The 24,721-nt window shown below is 72.8% G+C and carries 28 protein-coding genes; 15 read left to right on the plus strand and 13 right to left on the minus strand.

What is annotated here, in order from left to right; all coding sequences use genetic code 11:
• Window positions 1-8: 8 nt before the first annotated feature.
• From IH50_RS0122585 to IH50_RS0122595, 3 genes are all read right to left on the minus strand, one after another.
• Window positions 9-1,040 carry a LacI family DNA-binding transcriptional regulator gene (locus tag IH50_RS0122585; RefSeq protein WP_030865200.1) on the minus strand — a complete coding sequence of 344 codons (1,032 nt, stop codon included), beginning with the start codon at window positions 1,038-1,040 and terminating at the stop codon, window positions 9-11.
• Window positions 1,041-1,273: 233 nt separating this feature from the next.
• Complete coding sequence (locus tag IH50_RS0122590; RefSeq protein ID WP_030833720.1) at window positions 1,274-1,474, minus strand: DUF5999 family protein; 201 nt, start codon at window positions 1,472-1,474, stop codon at window positions 1,274-1,276.
• 314 nt (window positions 1,475-1,788) lie between these two features.
• Window positions 1,789-2,373 (minus strand): hypothetical protein, encoded by a 585-nt coding sequence (locus tag IH50_RS0122595; RefSeq protein WP_030865203.1) that lies wholly within the window; start codon window positions 2,371-2,373, stop codon window positions 1,789-1,791.
• Between the two features lie 561 nt (window positions 2,374-2,934).
• Between IH50_RS0122595 and IH50_RS0122600 the strand changes: the two genes are divergently transcribed.
• Both IH50_RS0122600 and IH50_RS0122605 read left to right on the plus strand, forming a co-directional pair.
• Window positions 2,935-4,452: a glutamate-cysteine ligase family protein gene (locus IH50_RS0122600; protein ID WP_030865206.1), complete on the plus strand. Its 1,518-nt coding sequence runs from the start codon at window positions 2,935-2,937 to the stop codon at window positions 4,450-4,452.
• A 79-nt stretch (window positions 4,453-4,531) separates the two neighbouring features.
• On the plus strand, window positions 4,532-5,332 hold the full coding sequence (locus tag IH50_RS0122605; RefSeq protein ID WP_030865209.1) for a CPBP family intramembrane glutamic endopeptidase: 801 nt from the start codon (window positions 4,532-4,534) through the stop codon (window positions 5,330-5,332).
• 68 nt (window positions 5,333-5,400) lie between these two features.
• Here the strand turns inward: IH50_RS0122605 and IH50_RS0122610 are convergent, their stop codons facing one another.
• On the minus strand, window positions 5,401-6,210 hold the full coding sequence (locus tag IH50_RS0122610; protein ID WP_030865212.1) for a PhzF family phenazine biosynthesis protein: 810 nt from the start codon (window positions 6,208-6,210) through the stop codon (window positions 5,401-5,403).
• A 162-nt stretch (window positions 6,211-6,372) separates the two neighbouring features.
• On the opposite strand from IH50_RS0122610, the gene IH50_RS40020 reads away from it, so the two are divergent.
• The 4 genes from IH50_RS40020 to IH50_RS0122630 all read left to right on the plus strand — a co-directional run bounded on the left by IH50_RS40020 (window position 6,373) and on the right by IH50_RS0122630 (window position 9,947).
• Window positions 6,373-7,005 carry a PadR family transcriptional regulator gene (locus tag IH50_RS40020; protein ID WP_078914080.1) on the plus strand — a complete coding sequence of 211 codons (633 nt, stop codon included), beginning with the start codon at window positions 6,373-6,375 and terminating at the stop codon, window positions 7,003-7,005.
• A gap of 180 nt (window positions 7,006-7,185) precedes the next feature.
• Window positions 7,186-7,719, plus strand: coding sequence for a Clp protease N-terminal domain-containing protein (locus IH50_RS0122620; protein ID WP_030865217.1), 534 nt, complete (start codon window positions 7,186-7,188; stop codon window positions 7,717-7,719).
• Window positions 7,720-7,786: 67 nt separating this feature from the next.
• A complete protein-coding gene (locus tag IH50_RS0122625) occupies window positions 7,787-8,767 on the plus strand; it encodes an EamA family transporter (protein WP_107062116.1) in 981 nt (326 codons plus the stop codon).
• 223 nt (window positions 8,768-8,990) lie between these two features.
• On the plus strand, window positions 8,991-9,947 hold the full coding sequence (locus IH50_RS0122630; protein ID WP_030865223.1) for a DMT family transporter: 957 nt from the start codon (window positions 8,991-8,993) through the stop codon (window positions 9,945-9,947).
• 93 nt (window positions 9,948-10,040) lie between these two features.
• Here IH50_RS0122630 and IH50_RS0122635 read toward each other — a convergent pair whose 3' ends face one another.
• Together IH50_RS0122635 and IH50_RS0122640 are read right to left on the minus strand one after the other, a co-directional pair.
• Window positions 10,041-10,517 (minus strand): hypothetical protein, encoded by a 477-nt coding sequence (locus IH50_RS0122635; RefSeq protein WP_158801291.1) that lies wholly within the window; start codon window positions 10,515-10,517, stop codon window positions 10,041-10,043.
• Window positions 10,518-10,547: 30 nt separating this feature from the next.
• Complete coding sequence (locus IH50_RS0122640; RefSeq protein ID WP_030865228.1) at window positions 10,548-11,231, minus strand: pyridoxamine 5'-phosphate oxidase family protein; 684 nt, start codon at window positions 11,229-11,231, stop codon at window positions 10,548-10,550.
• Window positions 11,232-11,266: 35 nt separating this feature from the next.
• Here IH50_RS0122640 and IH50_RS0122645 point away from each other — a divergent pair, with 35 nt between their 5' ends.
• A complete protein-coding gene (locus IH50_RS0122645) occupies window positions 11,267-12,604 on the plus strand; it encodes an aminotransferase class I/II-fold pyridoxal phosphate-dependent enzyme (protein ID WP_030865231.1) in 1,338 nt (445 codons plus the stop codon).
• Between the two features lie 216 nt (window positions 12,605-12,820).
• On the opposite strand, the gene IH50_RS0122650 is transcribed toward IH50_RS0122645, so the two are convergent.
• The gene (locus IH50_RS0122650) at window positions 12,821-13,768 is read right to left on the minus strand and encodes a DMT family transporter (RefSeq protein WP_030865233.1); all 948 of its coding nucleotides are present in this window, start codon (window positions 13,766-13,768) and stop codon (window positions 12,821-12,823) included.
• A 75-nt stretch (window positions 13,769-13,843) separates the two neighbouring features.
• On the opposite strand from IH50_RS0122650, the gene IH50_RS0122655 reads away from it, so the two are divergent.
• Entirely contained in the window at window positions 13,844-14,785 is a 942-nt protein-coding gene (locus tag IH50_RS0122655; RefSeq protein ID WP_030865235.1) for a LysR family transcriptional regulator, read from the plus strand.
• Here the strand turns inward: IH50_RS0122655 and IH50_RS0122660 are convergent.
• Both IH50_RS0122660 and IH50_RS0122665 read right to left on the minus strand, forming a co-directional pair.
• On the minus strand, window positions 14,760-15,230 hold the full coding sequence (locus IH50_RS0122660) for a pyridoxamine 5'-phosphate oxidase family protein (RefSeq protein ID WP_030865237.1): 471 nt from the start codon (window positions 15,228-15,230) through the stop codon (window positions 14,760-14,762). The genes IH50_RS0122655 and IH50_RS0122660 overlap by 26 nt on opposite strands.
• A 55-nt stretch (window positions 15,231-15,285) precedes the next feature.
• Window positions 15,286-15,789 (minus strand): Rieske (2Fe-2S) protein, encoded by a 504-nt coding sequence (locus tag IH50_RS0122665; RefSeq protein ID WP_030865241.1) that lies wholly within the window; start codon window positions 15,787-15,789, stop codon window positions 15,286-15,288.
• A 190-nt stretch (window positions 15,790-15,979) separates the two neighbouring features.
• Between IH50_RS0122665 and IH50_RS0122670 the strand changes: the two genes are divergently transcribed.
• Together IH50_RS0122670 and IH50_RS0122675 are read left to right on the plus strand one after the other, a co-directional pair.
• The gene (locus IH50_RS0122670; RefSeq protein ID WP_030865244.1) at window positions 15,980-16,744 is read left to right on the plus strand and encodes a HipA family kinase; all 765 of its coding nucleotides are present in this window, start codon (window positions 15,980-15,982) and stop codon (window positions 16,742-16,744) included.
• The gene (locus IH50_RS0122675; protein WP_030865246.1) at window positions 16,741-17,124 is read left to right on the plus strand and encodes a DUF3037 domain-containing protein; all 384 of its coding nucleotides are present in this window, start codon (window positions 16,741-16,743) and stop codon (window positions 17,122-17,124) included. Before IH50_RS0122670 ends, IH50_RS0122675 begins: the two co-directional genes overlap by 4 nt.
• Before the next feature lie 104 nt (window positions 17,125-17,228).
• Here IH50_RS0122675 and IH50_RS0122680 read toward each other — a convergent pair whose 3' ends face one another.
• Window positions 17,229-17,795, minus strand: coding sequence for an excalibur calcium-binding protein (locus IH50_RS0122680; RefSeq protein ID WP_030865249.1), 567 nt, complete (start codon window positions 17,793-17,795; stop codon window positions 17,229-17,231).
• A 281-nt stretch (window positions 17,796-18,076) separates the two neighbouring features.
• Between IH50_RS0122680 and fabG the strand changes: the two genes are divergently transcribed.
• From fabG to IH50_RS0122705, 5 genes are all read left to right on the plus strand, one after another.
• Window positions 18,077-18,838, plus strand: coding sequence for a 3-oxoacyl-ACP reductase FabG (gene fabG, locus IH50_RS0122685; protein WP_030865253.1), 762 nt, complete (start codon window positions 18,077-18,079; stop codon window positions 18,836-18,838).
• Between the two features lie 13 nt (window positions 18,839-18,851).
• Complete coding sequence (locus IH50_RS0122690) at window positions 18,852-19,610, plus strand: SDR family oxidoreductase (RefSeq protein ID WP_030865255.1); 759 nt, start codon at window positions 18,852-18,854, stop codon at window positions 19,608-19,610.
• A gap of 279 nt (window positions 19,611-19,889) precedes the next feature.
• On the plus strand, window positions 19,890-21,476 hold the full coding sequence (locus tag IH50_RS0122695) for an ABC transporter substrate-binding protein (protein ID WP_030865258.1): 1,587 nt from the start codon (window positions 19,890-19,892) through the stop codon (window positions 21,474-21,476).
• 90 nt (window positions 21,477-21,566) lie between these two features.
• A complete protein-coding gene (ung, locus tag IH50_RS0122700) occupies window positions 21,567-22,250 on the plus strand; it encodes a uracil-DNA glycosylase (RefSeq protein ID WP_030865262.1) in 684 nt (227 codons plus the stop codon).
• A gap of 139 nt (window positions 22,251-22,389) precedes the next feature.
• Entirely contained in the window at window positions 22,390-22,905 is a 516-nt protein-coding gene (locus IH50_RS0122705; RefSeq protein ID WP_030865267.1) for a tetratricopeptide repeat protein, read from the plus strand.
• A 22-nt stretch (window positions 22,906-22,927) separates the two neighbouring features.
• Here the strand turns inward: IH50_RS0122705 and IH50_RS0122710 are convergent, their stop codons facing one another.
• From IH50_RS0122710 to IH50_RS0122720, 3 genes are all read right to left on the minus strand, one after another.
• On the minus strand, window positions 22,928-23,284 hold the full coding sequence (locus IH50_RS0122710) for a hypothetical protein (RefSeq protein ID WP_324617149.1): 357 nt from the start codon (window positions 23,282-23,284) through the stop codon (window positions 22,928-22,930).
• 247 nt (window positions 23,285-23,531) lie between these two features.
• Window positions 23,532-24,044, minus strand: coding sequence for a DinB family protein (locus IH50_RS0122715; RefSeq protein WP_030865272.1), 513 nt, complete (start codon window positions 24,042-24,044; stop codon window positions 23,532-23,534).
• Between the two features lie 30 nt (window positions 24,045-24,074).
• Complete coding sequence (locus IH50_RS0122720) at window positions 24,075-24,677, minus strand: TetR/AcrR family transcriptional regulator (RefSeq protein ID WP_030865274.1); 603 nt, start codon at window positions 24,675-24,677, stop codon at window positions 24,075-24,077.
• Window positions 24,678-24,721 lie beyond the last annotated feature (44 nt).

Raw genomic sequence — 24,721 nt, forward strand, 5'->3', positions numbered from 1 at the left:
GAGGCGCCTCAGCCCCGCTCGGCGGGAGCGGCCGTGCTCGCCCGGACGACGAGGTCCGTGCCCAGTTCCACACGGGGGGAGTCCGGCTGTTCGCCACGGGTGAGACGGAGCACCGTACGGACGGCGAGTTTGCCCATGTCGGCCAGGGGCTGGCGGACGGTGGTCAGCGGCGGCGCCGACCAGCGGACCTCCGGAAGGTCGTCGAAGCCGACCACGCTCATGTCCTCCGGGACCCTGAGCCCCCGGCCGCGCAGCGCCTCGATCGCCCCCAGCGCCATCTGGTCGCTGGCCGCGAACACCGCGGTCGGCGGCTCCGGCAGGTCCAGCAGGGCGTTGCACCCCGCGAAGCCGGCCTCCGGGCGGAAGTCACCGGGGACGATCAGCGATGCGTCGAGCGTGATGCCGGCGCCCTCGAGGGCCGCCCGGTAGCCGTCGAGCCGCGCGCGTGCGCAGAGCAGACGCGACGGCCCGGCGATCAGCCCGATCCTGCGGTGTCCCAGGGCCAGCAGGTGTTCGGTCGCGGCCATGCCGCCCGACCAGTTGGCGGCGCCGATGGTCGGCACGTCCGCGGCGGGGAAGCCGGCCGGGTCCACGACCACCAGCGGGACGCCCAGGATCTGCAACTCCTCGTGCAGTGTGTTCATCGCGGAGGTCACGAGGATGACGCCGTCGGACGCGCGCGCCCGCAGATTGCGCGTCCACTCCCGGGCGTCGCCGGAGCGTCCGTGGATCGCCGATACCACCGTGCCCGCCCCGGCCGCGTGGGCGGCCTCCTCGACACCGCGGATGATCTCCACCGCCCAGGGGCTGCCGAGGTCGTTGAAGACCAGGTCGAGCAGGACCGCGCGCGAGGTGGAGGCGTTGGGGCGCTTGCGGTAGCCATGACGGCGCAGCAGGTCCTCGACCCGGGCGCGGGTTTCCGGGGAGACGTCGGAACGGCCGTTGACCACGCGGGAGACGGTCGGCACGGAGACGCCGGCCTGCCGGGCGATCTCCGTGATCGTGACTCTGCCCCCGGCGTCGGCCTCATGTGCTGCCACTTGCCCCACCTCCGTGACGGAACCCGCGAAACTTCCAGGAGTCTTCCGGAAAGCGGGCGTCCGTGGGAAGGCGTCGCGGGACCGGCTCTTGGCGGAGGGGCCGGCCGGTCACCCCTCCCACGTGCCGGACCACGGTGGGTGACCGGTCCCGGACACGCGTCGGGGCCGGCGCGCAGAAGGTCCTGCGTCCGGCCCCTCGTCGCCTCGGGCGGCCCCGTTCCGCCCGGTCGTGCTCAGGCGGTGGTCAGGCTGGCGTCCCGGGGACGCTGCGGGGCGATGACCCTGCCGTCGGGCAGGAGTTCACCGGTGTCCTCGAAGAACACGACACCGTTGCACAGCAGGCTCCACCCCTGCTCCGGGTGGTGCGCCACGAGACGGGCGGATTCCCGGTCGGCGGAGTCTGCTGAGGGGCACGGTGGCTGGTGCTGGCACATGGGTGGGATCTCTCGCTCTGTGGTGATCTGTGAGTCGGCTGTCGTTTCAGTTCCGCGGCGTGAAGCTTCGTTCATGGCCGCCCCCCGTTGTGATAAGTCGGTCGGAAACCAGTGTTGCCCCGTGGGCGAGGATCCGCAGGGATTTCGCGGCACCGCTCCTCACAGCTTGAGGACGCGTCACCCGCGCGGACGGTTCATCCCAACTGCACTGTCACTTCGGGTGGTTCGCCGTGGCCGGATGAGGCTAGTCCGTCCGGGAGACACGTGTGCCCCGCCGCGTCGGGGGTCCGGGCGGCGGGGCACGGGGTGAACGCTCAGGCGGACGAGCCGAGCAGGCGGGTCGGTGCCACCCGGTGCGTCAGGACCGGGAGCAGGTCGGTGAACCGGTGCGGGCGGTGGGCCGCGATGCCGGGCGGCGCCGGGGCGAGCGGGACGAGCAGATCGGTGGCGGCCGGGTGTCCGGTGGCGCTGTCCGCGGTGGGATCGCCGTGCAGCCAGAGCGCCAGCATGTAGAGGCTCGGCACCGACAGCAGCCGGGGCTGGTACGGCTGTGTCATGGCCTCGGCCTGGCGCAGCGCGAGCTCGGTGGAGGTGATGTAGGGGCCCTCGAAGAAGCGGGAGAACGTCCAGCCGTCGGCGGTGGGCACAGTGTCCGCGGCGGCCACCGCGCGGTCGCCGGTGCGGATCAGGAAACGCCAGCCGGCCAGCCGGGTCGAGGTCCCGTCGTCGGGGGTGGTCCGGTCCAGGACGTGCACGGGAAGGGGCAGCTCGGGTGAGACGGGTCCCTGGGTGACGAGCAGGGAGGGGGTTCGGGCTTCGCGGACCGCGGTCGGCGAGGAGAGCGCGGTCAGGACGGAACGCAGTGCGGGCGCGGGAGCCGGGGGAACATGCAGCGGCATGGTGGGTCGCCTCTCATTCGAAGGCACAGTGGCGCGAGGGCGGGGCGTGGCGGGGCGGACGGCGCTGTCAGCTCGCGAAGGTCAGAGAGGCAGGGGCCGGGGGGCTGAGCCCGGGAGACGGAGGTGAGGAGTGCCGCACGCCACCTCCCGGCTGGATCGCTCGAACCGTGGGCGCCACCTTCTGCCTTGTGCGCAAAGTTTATACGACACGCGTTCGGGCTGTGTTTCGCCTAGCTGTTTTCGACCGGCGGAACAAGGGTACTTCTGGCCGGTAAAATGTGGAAATCATCCCGATCTCGGGCCGGATGCACGCCGATGACCTCGGATAATGGCCGCGAAGCGGTCGGCCTATTCTCGTCGGCGTTTTTCACGAGTTCGCAACCGACCCGTAAGGCGTCTTCTGTGCCATGCCTCGTGAATGTGCCACTGGTCACCCCGACCAGACTAGCGGTCGACGGTTCCGTCCGGGGCGTTATCGATCGCATCGACGGGGCATCCTCCCCTGTGGACCGGGACCCGGCGGCCGCTCTTCGGCCCGCCCGTGCGAGGAAGGACCCTTCGATGGGGGAGAAGGTCGTGGCAGGTCAGTTCGACCTGTCCGATCGCCAGCGCTACCGCGAGAAGCTCCGCAGCTGTCTGATGGGCTTGGAACGACTGCTGGCGGAGAAGCGGTTCGACCGCCCCAAGAACCTCATGGGGCTGGAGATCGAGTTGAATCTCGCGGGCGCCGACGGCATGCCGAAAATGTTGAATGCGCAAGTCCTCGAACGGATCGCCAGCAGGGACTTCCAGACGGAACTCGCCATGTTCAATCTGGAAGTGAACATCGCCCCCCACCGATTGGGCGGGCGGGTATTCGACCGGCTCGACGAGGAACTGCGCACTTCGCTCACGTACGCCGACCGGAAAGCCGGTGAAGTGGACGCGGGGATCGTGATGATCGGCATCCTGCCGACACTGGACCGGGACGACCTGGTCTCCTCGAATCTTTCCGATGTCGACCGTTACGCATTGCTCAACGAACAGATCGTGGCCGCGCGCGGTGAGGAGTTCACCCTCGACATCGACGGCGTCGAACGCCTCAGCTGCACCTCCAAGTCCATCGCCCCCGAGGCCGCCTGCACCTCGGTGCAACTGCACCTCCAGGTCACCCCGGAGCGCTTCGCCGGTGTGTGGAACGCGGCCCAGGCCGTCGCCGCCGCCCAGATCGCCGTCGGCGCCAACTCGCCGTTCCTCTTCGGCCGCGAACTGTGGCGCGAGTCCCGGCCCCCGCTGTTCCAGCAGTCCACGGACACCCGCCCGCCCGAGCTCCAGGCCCAGGGCGTACGGCCGCGCACCTGGTTCGGGGAGCGCTGGGTGACCTCGGCGTTCGACCTGTTCGAGGAGAACCTGCGCTACTACCCGGCCCTGCTGCCCCTCTGCGACGACGAGGACCCGCTCGAGGTGCTGGACCGGGGCGGTGTCCCCAGCCTCGCCGAACTCGTCCTGCACAACGGCACCGTCTACCGCTGGAACCGCCCCGTCTACGGCATCGCCGACGGCGTGCCCCACCTGCGCGTGGAGAACCGCGTGCTGCCCGCCGGTCCCACGGTCACCGACGTCATCGCCAACGCGGCCTTCTACTACGGCGTGGTCCGCGCCCTCGCCGAGGACAGCCGGCCGGTGTGGACCCGGCTGCCGTTCGAGGCGGCGGCCGCCAACTTCGACGCCGCCTGCAGGTACGGCATCGACGCCCGCCTCACCTGGCCCCGGCGCGGCCGTCTCGGCGGGCTGGGCGAGGTGGACGCGGTCACCCTCGTACGGGACGAGCTGCTGCCGCTCGCCGAGGCCGGGCTGGACGCGTGGGGGATCGAGCCGGCCGACCGGGATCTGTATCTCGGAGTGATCGAGGAGCGGTGCCGGCGAAGGGTGAACGGCGCGACCTGGCAGGCCGCGACCTTCCACCGGGCCCTCGACCTGGGCCTCGGCCGGGAGGCCGCCCTGGCCGCCACCACCCGCCGTTACCGCGAGCTGACGGAGCAGGGCGATCCGGTGCACAGCTGGCCGGTGGGACTGCCGGAACGGGTGCCCACGGGCTGACGCCGTCACCGGCCCCCCGGCCGGGCGCACAGCCGCTGCCCTCATACTGATCGGACCGATCGGTGATGTGGAGGCAGGTGTGCAGGCGGAGGCGGGCCCGGCGGCCGGTTCGTACCCTGAGCGGAGGCCCTCGCGGACGACGCTGCGCGACGAGACGCTTCTCGTGCTCGCGCTGTCGCTCGGCGCGAGCGGTGTGTCGGCCCTGATCAGCTTCGTCGGCTCGGTCACCGAACCGGGCGGCCTGAAGGACCAGGCGGCCACCCTCAACGCGTCGGCCGCGCCGGGCCGCCCCTGGCTGGACCTCGCCTGGCAGCTCTTCGGGATCACCACGGCGCTCGTCCCGGTGGCGTTGGTGGCGCACTTCCTGCTGCGTGAGGGCGCGGGGCCGCGCACCCTCGGCTTCGACCGCACCCGGCCCTGGTCCGACCTCGGCCGCGGAGCGGCGGTCGCGGCGGTCATCGGCAGCAGCGGCATCGCCTTCTACCTGGCCATGCGCGGCCTCGGCTTCAACCTCACCGTGGTGCCGGAGGCGCTGCCCGAGGTGTGGTGGAAGTACCCCGTGCTGATCCTGTCCGCGATGCAGAACTCGATCCTCGAAGAGGTCATCGTCGTCGGCTACCTGTTGCGCCGGCTGGACCAGCTGGGCTGGTCCCCGGGCGCCTCGCTGGCGGCCAGTTCGGTGCTGCGCGGCTCGTACCACCTCTACCAGGGCATCGGCGGCTTCATCGGGAACATGGTGATGGGCGTGGTGTTCGTGTACCTCTACCGGCGCTGGGGGCGCGTCGGGCCGCTGGTGGTCGCGCACACGCTGCTCGACGTCGGGGCGTTCGTGGGGTACGCGCTGCTGGCCGGCAAGGTGGGCTGGCTGCCGACGGCGTGAGGCGGCGGCGAAGGGGCGTGCGGCGCGGGCGGTTTCCCGGGGCCGCACGCCCCTTCGCCGTACCGGGTTCAGACCAGCAGATCGCCCTCGATGACCGTCACGGCCCGTCCGCCCAGCAGGGTGCGCCCGCCGCGTACCTCGGTGCGGACGCGGCCGGAGCGCGGTGAGGCCTGGAGGCCGGTGAGGGCGGGGCGGCCGAGGCGCTCGGACCAGTACGGGGCCAGAGCGGTGTGCGCGCTGCCGGTGACCGGGTCCTCGTCGATGCCGACGTTCGGGAAGAAGCAGCGGGAGACGAAGTCGTAGCCGAGGGCGGGGTTCTCTGCGCGGGCGGTGGCGATGAGGCCGCGCTCGGAGTAGGCGGCCAGGGCCTTGAGGTCGGGCCGCAGGGCGTGGACGGTCCGCTCGTCGGCGACCTCGACGAGCAGGTCCCCGATGTCCGGGCCGGTGTCGAAGGCCGTGAGCGGCCGGGCGCCCAGCGCCTCGGCGACGCCCTCGGGGACGTCGACCCGGGTGAGCGGGGCGGTGGGGAAGTCCAGGGTGACGGCGCCGTCCTCGCCGGGCGTGGCGATGAGGACGCCGCTGCGGGTGGCGAACCGCACCGGGCCCCGGTGCGCGCCGGTGGTGTGCAGGACGTGCGCGGTGGCCAGCGTCGCGTGGCCGCACATCGCGACCTCGGTGACGGGGGTGAACCAGCGCAGCGCCCAGTCGGCCCCGCCTCCCGCGGGGAGCGGGTGGGCGAAGGCCGTCTCGGCGTGGTTGACCTCCAGGGCGACGTTCTGCAGCCAGGGGTCGTCCGGGAAGGCGTCCAGCAGCAGTACCCCGGCGGGGTTGCCGGCGAAGGGCCGGTCGGTGAAGGCGTCGACGATTCGAATCCGCATGTCCTGACGGTAGAGGCTCCGTGAAGTCGCAGGCCAAGGCCAATTCGAGGGTGCCGGCCCGGTTGCCGCGGCTGTCGCCCGGGCGGAGGGGTTGTCGGACGAACTGTTCCGATATATCTTTGAAGCATCGCGACAGATCAACGACAGGATGGAGTGGTGGCGATGCGTACCCATGGTCACGAGCATGGACACGGTCATGGCGGCCCGCGTGGCGGTCGTGGCGACTTCGAGCGGCTGCGGGCGGCTTTCGGGCCTTTCGGCCCGGGGGGCCCGGGTGGTCCCGGCGGCCCCTTCGGCCCGGGCTTCGGGCATGGCGGCCCCTGGGGCGGGCGAGGGCGCGGCGGACCGAGGGGAAGGGCGCGGCGCGGTGACGTACGGGCCTCGATCCTGGCCCTGCTGAAGGACCGTCCGATGCACGGCTACGAGATGATCCAGGAGATCGCCGAGCGCAGCGGCGGAGCGTGGAAGCCCAGTCCCGGCTCGGTGTACCCCACCCTCCAGCTGCTGGAGGACGAGGGGCTGATCGCCAGCGAGTCCGAGGGCGGCAAGAAGCTGTTCTCGCTGACCGGCGCCGGCCGCTCGGCGGCCGAGGAGGGACCCGAGGCTCCCTGGGAGGAGGCCTCGCGCGGGGTCGACTGGGAGGCCCTGAGCGAGATCCGGCAGGCAGGCTTCGGCCTGATGGAGGCCTTCGGGCAGGTCTGGAAGACGGGCAGCAGGGAGCAGCGGGAGAAGGCTCTCGCCGTCATCAACGAGGCCCGCAAGAGGCTGTACCTGATCCTCGCCGACGAGGACTGACGGGCCGGTGAGGGCCGCCCGAGGGGCGTGACGCAAACCGGCGCGCGCCCCTCGGGCGGAAACACCCTGATCTCCTTCGCAAGGAGGAGATTCCGGCCCGGGGCATCCGCTTCCCGTGGGACGCCAAGATGCTTCCCGCCGGGGATGCCCCGGGCCCGTGGGGCTGATGGGGTGGGGGACGTGCAACCCCGTATCCCCCGGCAGCAGGCCCGCGAGCTCCATGAGCAGGGCATCCACCGCGCGGAGAACGATGTCAGGCTCGGCGCCGAACTGGCAGCGGTGGTGGCCGGTGCCCGGCGCAGAGCGGTCCGGGACGGGGACCGGCAGATCGACACCGCCCATCTGCTGCACTCGCTCCTGGAGTCCGACGCCGAGGTGAGGGCCGTCTTCGGCGAGGGCCCGCGGATCGCCCGGCTGCTCGGCTACCTGGTCCAGCGCAGCATCGGCTACGGGCTGCGCTGGCAGGGTGCCGTCGAGGACTCCGGAGGCGTCCCCGTGGTGACCGAGGCCGCGGGCCTCTCGCCGCTCGCCGCGGGCTGCATGGAGTACGCCCATGAGCGCGCCGCCCGTCACGGCCGCGGCCCGGCGTGCGGTACGGACCTGCTCGCGGCGATCGTCGCGGACCCCCGGGCGCGCGCCGTCGAGGTGCTCGAACGTGCCGGGATCGACCCCCGTGAACTGTTCGTCCGGCTCGAGGCGCCGTCCGGCCGGTGAGACAGGTGCCATAAAGGATGACGCTCCTGTCGGAGCCTGTCATCATGTGCCGGTGCCTACCTCTGTGATGACCCCGGGCGACCACCGGAAGGGCGTCGGACTCGGCCTCGCGCTGCTGTCCGCGCTGGCCTTCGGAGGTTCCGGTGTGGCGGCCAAGCCGCTGATCGAAGCGGGTCTCGACCCGCTCCACGTCGTGTGGCTGCGGGTGGCGGGCGCGGCGCTCGTCATGCTGCCGTCGGCGGTGCGCCACCGGGGACTCCTGCGCAGCAGGCCCGGACTGCTCGCCGGGTTCGGCCTGTTCGCCGTGGCCGGCGTCCAGGCCTGCTACTTCGCCGCGCTCTCCCGCATCCCCGTCGGAGTCGCCCTGCTGGTCGAGTACCTGGCGCCCGCGCTCGTGCTCGGCTGGGTGCGGTTCGTGCGGCGGCGGCCGGTGACCCGTGCCGCCGCGGTCGGCGTGGTCCTGGCGGTGGGCGGGCTCGCCTGTGTCGTGGAGGTGTGGTCGGGCCTCGGCTTCGACGCGCTCGGTCTGCTGCTCGCGCTCGGCGCGGCCTGCTGCCAGGTCGGCTACTTCGTCCTGTCCGACCAGGGCGGCGACGGCGACGAGGCACCCGACCCGCTCGGTGTGATCGCCTACGGGCTGCTGATCGGCGCCGCCGTCCTGACCGTCGTCGCCCGCCCCTGGTCCATGGAGTGGTCCGTGCTCACCGGCAGCGCGGAGATGGACGGCACCCCGGTCGCCGCCTTCGTCCTGCTGGCCTGGATCGTCCTCGTCGCCACGGTGGCCGCGTACGTCACCGGGGTGGTGTCGGTGCGACGGCTCTCCCCGCAGGTCGCCGGCGTCGTGGCCTGTCTGGAGGCGGTCATCGCCACCGTCCTCGCCTGGGTCCTGCTCGGCGAGCATCTGTCGGCACCGCAGATCGTGGGCGGCGCGGTGGTCCTGGCGGGCGCTTTCATCGCCCAGTCCTCGACCCCGGTGAAGGGCTCCGGGGAGCCGGTGGCGAGTGGCGGGACCGAACGGGAGTTGTCCACGCCGGGAACGACCGCCTAGGGTGCTGATCATGTACGCACGCGCACGTGTCCTCCCGCCTCCGGCCGCCTGAGGCGGGCACTCCGGTCCATCCGCCCGGCTGGTCGCCGGGCGTGACGGTGCTGCCCGCAGACGGAGTCCGCGGATCCCGCCGCCCCGGTCCCGGCCGGGACTGACCCGGGATCCCTTCCCGAACTTCCGCGCCCACGCCGACGCGCGTGGCGCGCCTCCGCGGAGAGAACACGTGTCGAACACCGTCTCCGGCCTGCCCGTCGGGCGAGGCCTCCTCTATCTGATCGTCGCCGGTGCCGCCTGGGGCACCGCGGGCGCCGCCGCGTCGCTGGTCTACCGGACCAGCGACATGGGCCCCGTCGCCCTGTCCTTCTGGCGCTGCGCCGTCGGCCTGGTCCTGCTGCTCGCCGTCCGGCCGCTGTCCCGCCGCCCCCGGCCCGCCGCACCCGAGCCGCTCGGCCGCCGGGTGCTGCGGGCCGGGGCCACCGGCACCGGGCTCGCGGTCTTCCAGACCGCCTACTTCGCGGCCGTCTCCGCCACGGGGCTCGCCGTGGCCACCGTCGTCACCCTCGGCGCCGGACCCGTACTGATCGCGCTCGGCGCGCGGCTGACCCTGGGGGAGCGCCTGGGGCGCGGCGGACTGGCCGCCGTCGTGGGCGCGCTCGCCGGACTCGTCGTGCTCGTCCTCGGCGGCGGAGGCGCGACCGTGGACCCGTGGGGCGTCCTGCTCGCCCTGGTGTCCGCGGCCGGGTACTCGGCGATGACGCTGCTCACCCGCTGGTGGGGACGTGACGGCGGCACGGACTCCTCCGGTACGACCGTCGGGGCGTTCGCCGTCACCAGCCTGGTGCTGCTGCCGTTCGCCGCGGCCGAGGGACTGGTGCCGCACACCGACGCCCCCGGCGCGCTGCTGTGCCTGCTGGCGTACATCGCCTCCGTGCCGACGGCGCTCGCGTACGGCCTCTACTTCGCCGGTGCGGCCGTCGTGCGGTCGGCCACCGTCTCCGTGATCATGCTGCTGGAGCCGGTGAGCGCGGCGGTGCTCGCGGTGGCCCTCCTCGGTGAGCGGCTGACGGCGGCCACGCTGGCCGGCACCCTGCTGATGCTCGGCTCGGTCGCGGGCCTCGCGGTCGGCGAGGCGCGGGGCGCGCGGACCCGCGGGGAGGAGCCGGACGTGGTGCCGGTGTGATGGCGCGGGGCCCTGCCGCGCGGGGGCCCCTCCGGCCGGGAGCGGCCCGGCCGGAGGGGCCCGCTCCGGTGCCCCGTCGTCCGAGCGACGCGGTCACTCGACGATCTCGACGGCGTCCGGCTTGGGGAACGGCAGCATCTCCCAGCCGGCGGGCCAGCCACGCACTCGACGCTCCCCTCGCTCGGCTTCGAGGATCCGGGGAACACGTCGCCTCCACCACTGGTGCGGATCCTCGTCCCGACCGGGCCACGGAACAGTGGCCGCGCGGAAACGGTCGTCGAGCTCGGTCAGTTCCGAAAGCCGCGCCGCCCGCACCCGCGGAGGCAGGAGCCGCCAGGCGCCCGCCAGCGCGTGCCGGCACCGGATTTCCTCGTCGAACTCCGGCGCGCACCACGCATAGCCCTCCTCCACGGCCGTCACGACGTCCCGCCAGCTCTTGAAGAGCGAGTTGAGCGTGTACGGCTCCCCGCCGGCCCGGCGTCCGGCGGTGGCCGGGACGGCGTGGCGCACCGCCTCGTACTCCTCGGCGGTCAAAGGCGCCCCGTCCGCGGGCGCAGGCGATCGGTCCATGGACCGACTGTCCCACGCCCCGGGCGCGGATCAGCGTCCCAGGGACGACAGGTAGCCGGGCAGCTCGGTGCCGGGGGCCAGGTCCGGGTCGGCGAGCGGGGTGCCGTAGCCCTTGCGCAGCGGGACGACGCCGGCCCAGTGGGGCAGGGCGAGGTCCTCGGGCTCGTCGTTGACACCGCCGGTGCGGAGCTTGGCGGAGACCTCGTCCAGGTCGAGGCGGATCACCGCGGTGGCGGCCAGCTCCTTCTTGTTCGCGGGCCGGGAGTCGGCGGCGCGGCCCGGTACGACATGGTCGACCAGGGCGTCGAGGGCCTGCCGCTTCTCCTCGGGGTCGGTCACGTCGTACGCCACGCCGTGCACCACCACGGAGCGGTAGTTGACCGAGTGGTGGAAGGCCGAGCGGGCCAGCACCAGCCCGTCGACGTGGGTGACGGTCAGGCAGACCGGGAGACCGGGGCCGGCCTGGCCCGCCGCGCGCAGCGGGCGCGAGCCGGTCGAACCGTGCACGTAGAGACGCTCGCCGACCCGGCCGTACAGCGTGGGCAGCACCACCGGCGCGCCGTCCCGGACGAAGCCGAGATGGCAGACGTAGCCCTCGTCGAGTATCGCGTGCACCAGCGCCTTGTCGTACGCGGCACGGTGGGGGGAGCGGGTGGGGACGGTGCGCTCGGTGGGCGGGTAGGTGTCGGCGGGCTGCCGCGGGGTTCCCTGCATGGCGTTCTCCATTGTACTAGTGCATAATTGGTTTTGTGCTAGGAGAGTATCGGATCAGTGGGCGGCGCGCAGCGGAGATTTCCGCGAGCATCGAGCGCGCGGTGGGGGAGGGGGCGCTGGGGCCGGGCGAACCGCTGCCTCCCCTGCGGGAGTTGGCGGAGCGGCTCGGGGTGAACCCGAACACCGTCGCCGCCGCGTACCGGACCCTGCGTGAGCGCGGGGTCATCGAGACCGCGGGCCGGCGGGGGAGCCGGGTGCGGTCCAAGCCGGCCACCACCGCGCGTGAACTCATCCGGGTGGAGGCCCCGCCGGGCGTGCGGAACCTGTCCGGGGGCAACCCGGACCCGGCACTGCTGCCCGCGCTGGCCGGGGCGTTCGCGGCGGCGGCCGGGGAGGGGGACCGGGAGCCGGTGCTGTACGGGCACGCGCCCGTGGAGCCCGAACTGGCGCGGCTGGCGCGGGCCTGGCTGGACGCCGACGGCGTTCCCGACGGGCCCGTCGCCGTCACCTCGGGCGCGCTGGACGCGATGGAGCGGGTGCTCGCGGCGCACCTCAGGCCCGGGGATGCGGTCGCGGTGGAGGACCCGGGGTGGGGGAGCCTGCTGGACCTGGTCCCGGCGCTGGGACTGCGGACCGTCCCCGTGGGGGTCGACGACGAGGGCCCGCTGCCCGATGACGTACAGAAGGCACTGACGGGCGGGGCGCGGGCCCTGATCGTCACGGACCGGGCGCAGAACCCGACCGGCGCCGCGCTGAGCGCCGCACGCGCGCGTGCCCTGCGCCCGGTGCTCGCCGGCCATCCGGAGACGCTGCTCGTCGAGGACGACCACGGGCACCACATCGTCGACCTGCCGCTGCACGCCTTGGCGGGTACGACCCGTAGCTGGGCCTTCGTGCGCTCGGCGGCCAAGGCCTACGGACCCGACCTGCGGCTCGCGGTACTCACCGGGGACGCGGTCACCCTCGACCGGGTCCGCGGACGGCAGCGGCTCGGGCCGGGCTGGGTCAGCAGGATCGTCCAGCGCGCGGTGGTGCGGCTGTGGAGCGAGGGCGCGGTGGACCCGGCGGCCGTGGCCGCGCGGTACGGGCGGCGCCGGGAGGCGCTGATCGGGGCGCTGGCCCGGCACGGGGTCGCCGCGCGCGGGCGCAGCGGCATGAACGTGTGGGTGCCGGTCCCCGACGAGACCGGCGCGGTCGCCCGCCTGCTGCACGCGGGCTGGGCGGTGGCGCCCGGCGCCCGCTTCCGGACGAACGCGGCGCCGGGGATCCGGGTCACCGTCTCGACGCTCACCGAGGAGGAGATCGGGCCGCTGGCCGAGGCGATCGCCGAGGCGATCGGTCCGGCCGGAGGGCCGGGGCGGACATATGCCTGAGGCAGTGTCCGGAAGTGCGGGCCACCTGCGGTCGGCTGCGTCGGTGGTGAGCTCCGGAGGCGCTGGCCGGGCGAGGGTGCTCGTGCGGCCCGGCGTTTGCGGGGTGCTCCCCTCACTCCCGGCTTCGTTCGAGCGGGGGGCCCATCGCCCCGGGGGCACCTCCCAGGCCTTTGAGGCACTGGGGAAGACACGACTGCCCGCGGTGACGGGGCGGGGCTACGCGGGCTTCCTCGGTCTCACCTGGGTGAGGGCCGCGCCGGCCAGGACGATCGCCGCGCCCACCGGTGTCGACCAGGTCAGGGTCTCGCCGAGGAGGGCGATACCGGCCGCGGCGGCGATCACCGGGACGAAGTAGGTGACCATCTGGCCGGTCGTCGGGCCGACCTCGGCGACCAGGCCGTACTGGATGAGTACGGCCAGACCCGTGCCCAGCGTGCCCAGCGCGGCGATCGCCAGCAGCGGGCCGACGGCGAACCCGGTCGGCAGCGTGGTGAACAATGGGGTGACGACGGCCAGTTGGACCGTGGCCAGCAGCAACTGGCCGCCGGTCAGGGACAGGTTCGAGTGGCTGCTGCCCGCCAGGGTGCGGCGGACGTAGATCCAGCCGACGGGGTAGCTCAGCGAGGCCAGCAGGGCCAGCGTCGTGCCGCGGGCGTCCAGGCCCGCGAAGCCCTGCCAGGCGCCCAGCACGGTCAGCACCCCGAGGAAGCCGAGGCCGAGCCCCGCCACCCGCACCCGGGTCGGCCGGTCCTCGGACAGCGCCACCAGCGACAGGGCCATGCCCCACAACGGCGAGGTGGCGTTGCAGATGCCGGCCAGTGTGGACGGGATGGTCAGCTCCGCGAAGGCGAACAGCGAGAACGGCAGGGCGTTCAGCAGGAACCCGGCGACCGCGAGATGACCCCAGGTGCGCACACCGCGCGGCAGCCCCTCCCGCCGCACCGCCATCGCCACCGCCAGGACGGCGGTACCGAAGGCCAGCCGGCCGAAGGTGACCTGGAAGGGGGCGTAGCCCTGGGTGCCGACCTTGATGAGGAGAAAGCTGAACCCCCAGATCAGGGAGAGCGCGCCGAAACGCAGCCGCCAGTCCAGGCGGGGGCGGACGGGTTCCGGGGCGGGACCGGCCGGGGCCGGTGCGGTGGTGGTCGCGGTGACGCTGCTCATGGACGCAACGATGCGGGACATCCATCTCGTAGCACAATCGAGATTTCGCACGCGATATCTCGTAGCATCGCTTACATGTTGAACCTGGAGCGCCTGCGCACCCTCGACGCCCTCGCCCGGCACGGCTCGGTCAGCGGCGCGGCCGAAGGACTGCACATCACGACCTCGGCCGTCTCGCAGCAGATGTCCAAGCTGGAGCGCGAGGTCGGCCAGCGGCTGCTGGCCAAGAACGGGCGGGGCGTCCGGCTCACGGACGCGGGCCGGCTGCTCGCCGAGCACGCGGCGCGCATCCTCTCCCAGGTCGAGCTGGCCCAGTCCGACCTGGAGGCGCAGCGCGGACAGGTCGCCGGTGAGCTGCGGGTCTCGGCGTTCCCGACCGCCGCGCGGGGACTGTTCCCGGTCGCGCTCGCGGATCTGCGCGAGCGGCACCCCGCGCTGCGCGTGCGCTCCCGCGAGCAGGAGCCGGAGCAGGGCATCCGGGGAGTGGTGCGCGGGGACCTCGATCTCGCGGTGGTGCTCGACTGGTACAACAAGCCGATGCCGCTGCCCGACGGCCTGGTCAAGGCGCCCCTGCTGGACGACCCGGCCGATGTGGCGCTCCCGGCCGGCCACCGGTTCGCCGGCCGCGACGAGGCGGACCTCGCAGACTTCGCCGAGGACGAGTGGATCACCTGGGGCGAGGGCGAGTTCTGCCACGAGTGGCTGATGTTCACCCTGCGCTCCAAGGGCATCGAGCCGGTCATCGGCCACCGCGCCGCCGAGAGCCACACCCAGCTCGGCCTGGTCGCGGCAGGGCTCGGCGTCTGCATCGCCCCGCTGCTGGGCCGCGACCCGCTGCCCGACGGGGTGGTGACCGTCCCGCTCCGGCAGCGCGTACGACGGCACGTCTTCGTCGTCTGGCGCGCGGACGCCGACCGCCGCCCGTCGATCCGGGCGGCGGTACAGGCCCTGCGGGCGGCGGGGGAGCGCGTCGGGGCGACGGGCGAGAGGCCTACGGCAGTGTCGGCAGCTTCCTGAAGTCCCAGGACACGATCTTCTCCGGGGTCAGGCGCAGCCAGGCGTGCCGGCCGTCGTGGGGCATCTCGTCCAGGCCGAAGTTCTTGCGGGCGAACAGCGTCTCCGGAACGTCGAGTTCCGCGCGCAGTTCGCCGGTGCGCGGGATCTCGCCCACGAACTCCGCCCGCCCGGACAGCTCCGCACCGCGCAGCTCGTCGTACTCCTCACCCGTGTCGACCACGATCGCCACCCGCGGATCCCGCCGCAGATCCGCCCAGCGCCTGCTGCGCACCACGGAGTACAGCCACAGCGAGGTGCCGTCCCAGGCGAACCAGAGCGTGCTGACGTGCGGTGCTCCGTCCGCGGACACGGTGGCGACCCGGCAGGTGCGCTGGACGGTGAGGAAGTCGTCCAGTTCACCGGGTGTCATCATGATCTTCCGGCCCCGGCGCTGCGTGGCGGTCATACGGTCCCTTCGTCTCTCGTGTCGTGCCCGGTGCCTGGTGCCTGGTGCCGGCGGCTCAGGCGAGGGTGATCGAGTCCCCGCTCACCGTGATCTCCACGGCGGGCAGCGGCTTGGTCGCCGGGCCGCTCTGCACACTGCCGTCGGCGATGGAGAAGTTGCTGTTGTGGCAGGGGCAGTTGATGACCCCGTCGGCGACGCTCTTCACCGCGCACCCCTGGTGGGTGCAGGTCGCCGAGAACGCCTTGAACTCGCCCGCCGTCGGCTGGGTGACGACCACCTTACGGTCGGCGAAGACCTTTCCGCCGCCCTCGGGGATGTCGGCGGTCGAGGCGAGCGGGTCGGTACCGGCGCCGGCGTTCCCGCCTCCGTCCGAACCCCCGCCGCTCGCGCCGCCGTCCGAGGAACCGCCGGCCGAGCCGGAGTCCGCGGAGGAGCCCGACGCGTCGTCGTCGGAGCCGCCGCACGCGGTCAGCGCGACGGCGAGGCCCGCCGCTCCGGCCGCCGCCACGACGGTTCGGCGAGCGGGTCCGGAGGTGCGGTGGAGCGATGCGCTGGTCATGCGTGTTCCTTCCGGGATACGTGATCTGGGGAGAGGTACGGTCGGCGGGCCCACGCCGTTCATGCGCTGCCGAGCCTGGCCTGTCCGCGGTCGGGCGGGCGTAAATCACGGCTGTCGTTTCGCTGTCGCCCCCGGACCGTCCCGCCCGGGTCGCCTCCGACGTGCGGCGACACGCCAGTAGCCTGGTGCGATGCTGAAGGAAGTCACCGCGACCCGGTTCATCGCGCCGCTGCGCGAGGGCGGCTCGCTGCCGGGACTGATCGAGGCCGACGACCTCGGCACGTACGTGCTGAAGTTCGCCGGCGCCGGACAGGGCCGCAAGACACTGGTCGCCGAGGTCGTCTGCGGGGAACTCGCCCGCCGGCTGGGACTGAGGGTGCCCCGCCTGGTCACCGTCGAACTCGACCCCGTGCTGGGGCTCGGCGAGCCCGAGCCGGAGGTGCAGCGGCTGCTGAAGTCCAGCGGCGGCACCAATCTCGGCATGGACTTCCTCTCCGGTGCCCTCGGCTTCGATCCGCTCGCCTTCGAGGTGAGCCCGGAGGAGGCCGGACGGATCGTCTGGTTCGACGCGCTGGTGAACAACGTCGACCGCTCCTGGCGCAACCCCAACATGCTCCGCCGGCGCGGCGAACTGTGGCTCATCGACCACGGCGCGACCATGATCTGGCACCACAACTGGCCCGGCGCGGCAGCCTCCGCCGCCCGCCCCTACGACGCCTCCGACCACGCCCTGAAGCCGTTCGCGCCGGACATCGCGTCCGCCGCGGACCGGCTCGCGCCGCGGGTCACCGAGGAACTGCTCGCCGAGGTCACCGCGGAGATCCCCGACCTCTGGCTGACCGGCGAGCCCGGCTTCGACACCCCGGACGAGCTCCGGTCGGCCTACGCGCGGCCGCTGATCGCCCGCGCGGCCACCGTCCACCACCACATCCACGGCCTCGAGGGGGACCAGTGAGCGACCGGCACGTCTTCGAGTACGCGCTGCTGCGGGTCGTACCGCGCATCGAGCGCGGGGAGTGCGTCAACGCCGGGGTGCTCCTGTACTGCCGCCCCAAGTCGTTCGTCGCGGCCCGCACCCATCTCGACGAGGCGCGGCTGCTGGCCCTCGACCCGAAGGCCGACCTGCCGGGTGTGCGGGCGGCGCTGCGTGCCGTCGAGGGCGTCTGCGCGGGCGGGGACGCGGCGGGGCAGGCGGCACGGGACGACGCCGGACGGCGCTTCCGCTGGCTGATCGCACCCCGGTCCACCATCGTCCAGCCCGGCCCCGTGCACACCGGGCTCACCACCGATCCGGCGGCGGAGGCGGAACGGCTGCTGGAACTGCTGGTGCGTTGACGGCCGCGGGCGGCCGGTGGCTTCCCGCACCCACGCGGCCCCGTGCCTCTTCCGGGCAGGTCCGGCCGACCCACCGCAAAGGGCGCGGGGAACAGCGCGACCGGCTACCGGCAGCCGCCCACGGCCCGTCGCCGCACGACGTATCCCGTCGCGGCCACCGCACTCGTCACGAACGTCGCCCCGATCCCCAGATCCCAGCCGCTGGGCCCGGACGCCGCCGAGCCACCTAGTCCGCCCTCCACACCGCGTGCAGGCGCGACGGAGGCGGAGGGCGCGGGCGCGGTCCGGGTCGCCGGCGCGGACGTGGGAGTCACGGTGCGCGTGGGCGTGACGGTCGTCGGCGCCGGTACCGGCGGCCGGGTGGGCGCAGCGGTCGTCGGTACCTGTGACGGTGACGGCGGCCGGGTTGGCGCCGGGGTGGCGGGGGCCGGACGGAAGGTGGACGACGTGAGACCGCGCCGGGGCAGCGCCTCGCAGGCCACTCCGTCGTCCGGACCCGGGTCCTCGTCGAGCCGGTGCGGATCGCTCCGGTCCGTGTCGAAGAAGACCTGCGCGTCCTCCTGGTAGGTGAAGTCGCCGCAGTCCAGGTCCTGGGCGTGAGCGGTGCCGGCCAACGGCACGATCGCGGCGAGCGCGATCAGTGTGCCCAGGGCACCGGTGCGACGGCGCATGGAGTGCCTCCTTTCCGGCCGCGGGTGGCTCGCGCTTCGACGCTAGGGGCCGTCCGGCGCCGGGGCGCGCAGCGCTGGGCCGATCGGGTGTTCCGCCTGGGGGCCGTCCACGGCGGGGCGGAGACGGTCCCCGCGCGGGGAATGGATCACACCCGCGCGGTGTGCCGTTGACACCGGGTGCCAGGGCTTCTAGCGTCACGTCTGCTGAAGGTACTAAGCGGTCGCTCACCGATGTCGGTCCGGCCGCAGGAGCCGCATCCCAAGCGCGAGGAGAAGCAGCAATGTCCACCACTGAGCAGCGGGTCGCGGTCGTCACCGGCGCCGCGCGCGGCATCGGCGCCGCCACCGCCGTACGACTGGCCGCCGAGGGCCGCGCGGTCGCCGTGATCGACCTCGACGAGGCCGCCTGCAAGGACACCGTCGAGAAGATCACCGCCGCCGGCGGCAAGGCGATCGCGGTCGGCTGCGACGTCTCCGACGAGGCGCAGGTCGAGGCGGCCGTCGCGCGGATCGCCGAGGAGCTCGGCGCGCCCACGATCCTCGTCAACAACGCGGGCGTACTGCGTGACAACCTGTTGTTCAAGATGAGCGTCTCCGACTGGGACACCGTCATGAACGTGCACCTGCGCGGCGCGTTCCTGATGTCGAAGGCCTGTCAGAAGCACATGGTGGACGCCGGGTTCGGCCGGATCGTCAACCTGTCCTCCTCCTCCGCGCTCGGCAACCGCGGCCAGGTCAACTACTCGGCGGCCAAGGCCGGCCTCCAGGGCTTCACCAAGACCCTCGCCAAGGAGCTCGGCAAGTTCGGCGTCACCGCCAACGCCGTCGCCCCCGGCTTCATCGCCACGGAGATGACCAAGGCCACCGCCGACCGCGTCGGCATGGGCTTCGAGGACTTCAAGGCCGCCGCCGCCACCCAGATCCCGGTCGCCCGCGTCGGCGAGCCCGAGGACATCGCCAACGCGATCGCCTTCTTCACCGGCGAGGCGGCCGGCTTCGTCTCCGGCCAGGTGCTGTACGTCGCCGGCGGACCGCTCGACTAGGAAGACCGGGAACATGACTGCTGTGGAACTCTCGGGCAAGGTCGCCCTGATCACCGGCGCCAGCCGCGGCATCGGCTACGGCGTCGCCGAGGCGCTGGTCGCGCGCGGCGACCGGGTCTGCATCACGGGCCGGGGCGAGGACGCCCTCAAGGAGGCCGTCGAGAAGCTCGGCTCCGACCGTGCCGTCTACGTCGCCGGCAAGGCACACGACGAGGCCCATCAGGCCCTCGCCGTCGAGCGCGTGATGGAGGCCTTCGGCCGGGTCGACTACCTGGTCAACAACGCCGGCACCAACCCGGTGTTCGGGCCGATCGCCGACCTCGACCTGAACGTGGCGCGCAAGGTGTTCGAGACCAACGTGATCTCGGCGCTCGGCTTCGCGCAGAAGACCTGGCACGCCTGGCAGAAGGACAACGGCGGCGCGATCGTCAACATCGCCTCCGTCGCGGGCATCGCGCCCTCGCCGTTCATCGCCGCCTACGGCGTCAGCAAGGCCGCGCTGATCAACCTGACCCAGCAGCTGGCGCACGAGTTCGCGCCCGGGGTGCGGGTCAACGCCATCGCTCCGGCCGTGGTGAAGACCAAGTTCGCGCAGGCGCTGTACGAGGGCCGGGAGGCGGAGGCCGCCGCCGGCTACCCGCTGGGCCGGCTCGGTGTGCCCTCCGACATCGGCGGTGCCGCCGCGTTCCTCACCTCGGACCAGTCGGACTGGGTCACCGGCCAGACCCTGGTCGTCGACGGCGGCATCTTCCTCAACGCCGGCGTCGCCTGAACCGGACGTCCCGCGCGGTGCGACACGTGCGCCGCGCGGGACGGTTCCGCACCTCGCGCGGGTGACGCGTGGGCCCGCGCGGGGCCCCTGTTCGACGATCCGGCACGGGCGTCCGTCGACGAGAACGGCGCCCGTGCCGGCGTACCGGGGTCGCGACGGTGCGTGACAACGTAGTCATCGGAGAGTTGATCTCAAGGGCCGTACAGATGGGGGGTCAACGGGGCGAACACTGCGGTATGGTCTGCCGACTCTTGGGACGGCAGAGCGAGGAGCGTGCGCGTGTTCAAGCGGAACCGATGCCTGCGGCGGGTGGCGGCCATCGCGTCCATAGCGTCCTTGATGACCGGGTGCGGCGTCCTGTCGTCCGACACCTCGGACGACGAGGGACCCATCGTCGTGGGAACCACCAGCTCGCCGAGCACGCTGGATCCCGCCGCCTCCTGGGACAGTTCCTGGGAGCTGTTCCGCAACATCTACCAGACCCTGCTGAGCTACCCGGTCGGCGCGAGCACCCCGCAGCCGGACGCCGCCAAGAGCTGTGAGTTCTCCGACGCCTCCAACCAGGTGTTCCGCTGCGAGCTGCGCGAGGGACTGACGTTCTCCGACGGCGACGCCCTCGACGCCCAGGCCGTCAAGCACTCCATCGACCGGATCCGGGAGATCGACGTCAACGGCGGCCCGGCCGGTCTGCTGGGCAGCCTCGAACGGGTGCAGGCGCCCAGCGAGCGCGAGGTCGTCTTCCACCTCGACAAGCCGGACGCCACCTTCCCGTTCGTGCTCGCCACCCCGGCCATGTCCATCGTCGACCCCGACGCCTACCCGGCCGACGCCCTGCGCGAGGACGACGGCGTCGTCGGCTCGGGTCCCTACACCCTCCAGTCGTACAAGGAGGGCGAGGAGGCCGAACTCGCCCGCAACGACCGCTACAAGGGCTTCGCCGAACGCCGGAACGACGCGGTGACCATCCGCTACTTCCAGGACTCCGGCACCATGGTCAAGGCGCTGCGGGACGACCGGATCGACCTGACCTACCGCGGTCTGGCGGCGGACGACATCATCGATCTCCAGGGCAAGACCTCCAAGGAGGAGGAGCTCCAGCTGATCGACGGCACCGGGACGGACATCAACTACCTGGTGTTCAACCCGGAGGACCCGTGGGCCGGCAAGAAGGCGGTGCGCCGGGCCGTCGCCCAGATCGTCGACCGCGCGGCGATCGCGCACAAGGTCTACAAGGACACCGTCGACCCGCTGTACTCCATGGTCCCCAAGGGGCTGACCGGGCACACCACCGGCTTCTTCGACGACTACGGCGAGCCCAGCGTGGCCAAGGCGCGGCGGATCCTCACCGAGGCGGGCATCACCGAGCCGGTCCCGCTCACCCTCTGGTACACCACGGACCGCTACGGCTCCGAGACCGCCCTGGAGTTCAAGGAGCTCGAGCGGCAGCTGGAGGCGTCGAAGCTGTTCGACATCACGCTCGAGAGCCGTCCCTGGAAGACGTACGTCGAGGGCTACCAGAACGGTGAGTACCCGGTGTTCGGGCGCGGCTGGGCTCCCGACTTCCCGGACGCGGACAACTTCATCGCCCCGTTCGTCGGCAAGCAGAACGCGCTCGGCACACCCTACGAGGCGACCAGGATCACAGACGAGCTGCTGCCCAGTTCCCGCCGGGAGAGCGACCGCGGGAACGTGGTGAAGCAGTTCGAGGAGGCCCAGCGGATCCTCGTCGACGACGTGCGGCTGCTGCCGCTGTGGCAGGGCCGGCCGTGCGTGGCGGCGAGCCGCGACATCTCGGGCGCGGAGCGGGCCCTGGACCCGTCCACGATCATGATGATGTGGCAGCTCTCCCGGAAGACGAGCTGGTAGAGCCGGGTACGGTCGTTCGCCGGGCCGGTTGTCAGTGGTCGCCTGTAGGTTTTGTGGTCTGGAAGCGACCGCACACGTAAGGACATTGACGTGACCGACATCGCCATGCTGCCCGAGTCCTGGCGCGGGGTTCTGGGCGACGAGCTGCAGCAGCCCTATTTCAAGGAGCTGACCGAGTTCGTCGAGGAGGAGCGGGCGAACGGTCCGGTCTACCCGCCCCGCGAGGAGGTCTTCGCGGCGCTGGAGGCCACGCCGTACGACAAGGTGAAGGTCCTGGTCCTCGGCCAGGACCCGTACCACGGCGAGGGCCAGGGACACGGTCTGTGCTTCTCCGTCCGCCCGGGCGTGAGGATCCCCCCGTCCCTGCGCAACATCTACAAGGAGATGCACGCCGAGCTGGGCACGCCCGTCCCGGACAACGGCTATCTGATGCCGTGGGCCGAGCAGGGCGTGCTGCTGCTCAACGCGGTGCTCACGGTCCGCGCCGGTGAGGCCAACTCGCACAAGGGCAAGGGCTGGGAGCGGTTCACCGACGCGGTGATCCGCGCGGTGGCGGACCGCCCCGACCCGGCGGTCTTCGTGCTGTGGGGCAACTACGCGCAGAAGAAGCTGCCGCTGATCGACGAGAGCCGGCACGTGGTGGTCAAGGGGGCGCACCCCTCGCCGCTGTCCGCGAAGAAGTTCTTCGGCTCCCGGCCGTTCACGCAGATCAACGAGGCGGTGGCCGCGCAGGGCCACGAGCCGATCGACTGGACGATCCCGAATCTGGGCTGACGTCGCCCCACCGGGTGCGGAGCGCTCCATCGGCCCCGCACCCGGCCCGCTCGAGGCGCTACGGAGCGGCTTGTGCGGTATCGCCCCGGCCTGCGGTTAGCGTCGGGGGCGACAGCCGGCGAGCGGTGCGGAGGACGTGGTGGCGGAGCGACAGGAGCGGGCGGCGCCGGACGCCGTGCTCACCCGGATCGGTCAGGTCGTGATGCTGCACCACGCGGGGGACCGTGAGGAGGCCCGGCACCGGCTGCTCGGCCTGTGGGCGGAGATCGGCGAGCACGGGGACCCGCTGCACCGCTGCACCCTGGCCCACTACCTCGCCGACACACAGGACGACCCCGAGGACGAACTGGCCTGGGACCTGCGGGCGCTGACGGCTGCCGAGGAGGCCGTGGACGACCGCGCCGGCGTGTCCGGGAAATCCCCCGCCGTGCGCGCGCTCTACCCGTCCCTGCAGCTCAGCCTGGCCGCCGACTACGCCCGCCTCGGCCGCCCCGACGCCGCCCGCACCCATCTCCACCGGGCCCGGGGCGCCGTCCGCACCCTGGCCGACGACCGCTACGGCGAGGGCGTACGGGCCGCCATCCGGCGGCTGGAGATCCGGCTGGACGAGGACGGGCCGCCCGAGGGCCGGTGGCCGCCGGAGCGACGTTCCTAGGACCGGCACCGCCCCGGCCGGTTCAGCGTCCGTACGTCTTCTCGCAGATGGCCGCCTCCGGGCTGCCCGGGCGCCAGCCGCCGTACCGCCTGCCCAGCGCGCACACGTCCGCTCCGCCGGAGGAACCGCGGCGCATCGACTCCGCCATGTCGGGGAAGTCCGTCGCGGGAGGCCGCGGCCGGCCGTTCCCGCCGGTCGCGGGACGGGGTGGCCGGGCCTGCCCGGTCCGGTCACCGGACGGTGCGTCCCGCTCCGGCGTGGCCCCGGGAGCGGCCCGGCGCGACGGGGGCGCGGAGGTCTTCGAGGGCCGGGACGGGCCGATCATCTCCAGGGCCTCGCGCGCCGGTGCCTGCACGACCTCCGTCTCGTCGCCCCCCACCGGACGCGGCTCCGGCCCCCGGGACGGTGCCGTCGCCGGTCCGGGCGCAAGGGGGCGGTGGACCGTCGTACAGCCCGAGAGGACCGAGAGGGCCACGGTCACCAGAAGCGTTGCTGTGGTCGTCGTTCGATGCACCCGCTCCACTCTGCTGGCTCCGGCCGCCCCGGGGAGGCCGGACGGACACCGCATGCCCCGCACGGGTGATCTCCCGCCCCGTACGGAGGTCCCGGGAGTGCCGCGGGTGACGTCAGTCGCCGGTGGCGCCGTCGATCCGTTCGCGGATCAGATCGGCGTGGCCGTTGTGACGCGCGTACTCCTCGATCATGTGCGTGTAGATCCAGCGCAGGGTGTACGGATCCTCGCTGAACCGGTGGCGGCCCCGGGACGGATCGTCGAGGGTGAAACCGGCCGCGCTGCGCCGGGCGGCGCCTATCTCGGACTGCCAGGTCGCGTACGCCTCCTGCCAGGTGTCCGCCCCGGTCAGATGGAACTCGCCGTCCGGGTCGGCCTCGCTGTAGTACAGGGGACCGGCGTCCTCGTCCGCGAGCACCCTGCGGAACCAGCTCCGTTCCACCTCCGACATGTGCCGCACCAGGCCCATCAGGGAGAGCTCCGAGGGCGGCACCGACGCGGTGCGCAGCTGTTCGTCGGTCAGTCCCTCGCACTTCTGGGCGAGGGTGTCGCGGTGGTAGTCGAGCCACCCCTCCAGCATGGTGCGTTCGTCGGCGTCGACGGCGGGTTCACTGCGTTCGGTCGTCATGCCGCCATCCTTGCCCGGCGTGAGCTTCCTTCACCAGGGCTTTTCGGTGCCGAGCATTCCCGCCAGCAGTTCCCCGAGGTCCGCGCGCACCTCCGCGAGGCTCGGCACGCGCGCGCTGAAGGAACCGGCCACGCAGGAGAACATCAGCCCGTCCGCCCAGGCGACCAGCGACAGGGAATGACGGTCGGGGTCCGTCGAGCCCAGCCCGGTGACGAGGGCGGTGAGCAGGTCGCGGAAGCGGGCACCGGCCGCGTCGAAGTGTGCCCGCAGCTCGGGGCGGCGGGTGGCCTCCAGGGCCAGCTCGTAGCGGGCGATCGTCAGCGCCCGGTTACGGGTCAGCGCGCGGTGCGTGGCCAGCGCCAAGGCGTCCACCAGTGAGCCGGCGCCGGCCCGTGGGTCGGGCATCTCGTGCAGTGCGAGGACCCGTGCCTCCCGCTCGGCGAGCCGCCGTACCGCCAGATCGAGGAGTGCCTGGCGGGTGCGCGCCAGATTCGAGGTGGACCCCTGGGGGAGTCCGGCCGCCTCGTCGACCGCCCGGTGGGTGAGGCCGCGCATCCCGCGTTCGGCGAGCAGGGCGAGGGCGGTGTCGGCGACGAGATCGGCACGGGCGGCGCCTGCGGTGCGTACGGACATGGAGGTCAAACTACCCACCTCACTACGGGTGTAGTACGTTGGAG

Origin of the sequence: Streptomyces sp. NRRL S-37 (assembly GCF_000721605.1) — a bacterium.
Classification (GTDB): Bacteria; Actinomycetota; Actinomycetes; order Streptomycetales; family Streptomycetaceae; genus Streptomyces.

Coding starts and splice junctions, on each gene's coding strand:
- IH50_RS0122655 (WP_030865235.1), top strand. CDS start 13,844: ATGTTGAACCTGGAGCGCCTGCGCACCCTCGACGCCCTCGCCCGGCAC.
- IH50_RS0122650 (WP_030865233.1), bottom strand. CDS start 13,768: ATGAGCAGCGTCACCGCGACCACCACCGCACCGGCCCCGGCCGGTCCC.
- IH50_RS0122600 (WP_030865206.1), top strand. CDS start 2,935: ATGGGGGAGAAGGTCGTGGCAGGTCAGTTCGACCTGTCCGATCGCCAG.
- IH50_RS0122635 (WP_158801291.1), bottom strand. CDS start 10,517: ATGGACCGATCGCCTGCGCCCGCGGACGGGGCGCCTTTGACCGCCGAG.
- IH50_RS0122665 (WP_030865241.1), bottom strand. CDS start 15,789: ATGACCAGCGCATCGCTCCACCGCACCTCCGGACCCGCTCGCCGAACC.
- IH50_RS0122625 (WP_107062116.1), top strand. CDS start 7,787: ATGACCCCGGGCGACCACCGGAAGGGCGTCGGACTCGGCCTCGCGCTG.
- IH50_RS40020 (WP_078914080.1), top strand. CDS start 6,373: ATGCGTACCCATGGTCACGAGCATGGACACGGTCATGGCGGCCCGCGT.
- IH50_RS0122595 (WP_030865203.1), bottom strand. CDS start 2,373: ATGCCGCTGCATGTTCCCCCGGCTCCCGCGCCCGCACTGCGTTCCGTC.
- IH50_RS0122690 (WP_030865255.1), top strand. CDS start 18,852: ATGACTGCTGTGGAACTCTCGGGCAAGGTCGCCCTGATCACCGGCGCC.
- IH50_RS0122715 (WP_030865272.1), bottom strand. CDS start 24,044: ATGACGACCGAACGCAGTGAACCCGCCGTCGACGCCGACGAACGCACC.
- fabG (WP_030865253.1), top strand. CDS start 18,077: ATGTCCACCACTGAGCAGCGGGTCGCGGTCGTCACCGGCGCCGCGCGC.
- IH50_RS0122720 (WP_030865274.1), bottom strand. CDS start 24,677: ATGTCCGTACGCACCGCAGGCGCCGCCCGTGCCGATCTCGTCGCCGAC.
- IH50_RS0122590 (WP_030833720.1), bottom strand. CDS start 1,474: ATGTGCCAGCACCAGCCACCGTGCCCCTCAGCAGACTCCGCCGACCGG.
- IH50_RS0122660 (WP_030865237.1), bottom strand. CDS start 15,230: ATGACCGCCACGCAGCGCCGGGGCCGGAAGATCATGATGACACCCGGT.
- IH50_RS0122680 (WP_030865249.1), bottom strand. CDS start 17,795: ATGCGCCGTCGCACCGGTGCCCTGGGCACACTGATCGCGCTCGCCGCG.
- IH50_RS0122640 (WP_030865228.1), bottom strand. CDS start 11,231: ATGCAGGGAACCCCGCGGCAGCCCGCCGACACCTACCCGCCCACCGAG.
- IH50_RS0122610 (WP_030865212.1), bottom strand. CDS start 6,210: ATGCGGATTCGAATCGTCGACGCCTTCACCGACCGGCCCTTCGCCGGC.
- IH50_RS0122670 (WP_030865244.1), top strand. CDS start 15,980: ATGCTGAAGGAAGTCACCGCGACCCGGTTCATCGCGCCGCTGCGCGAG.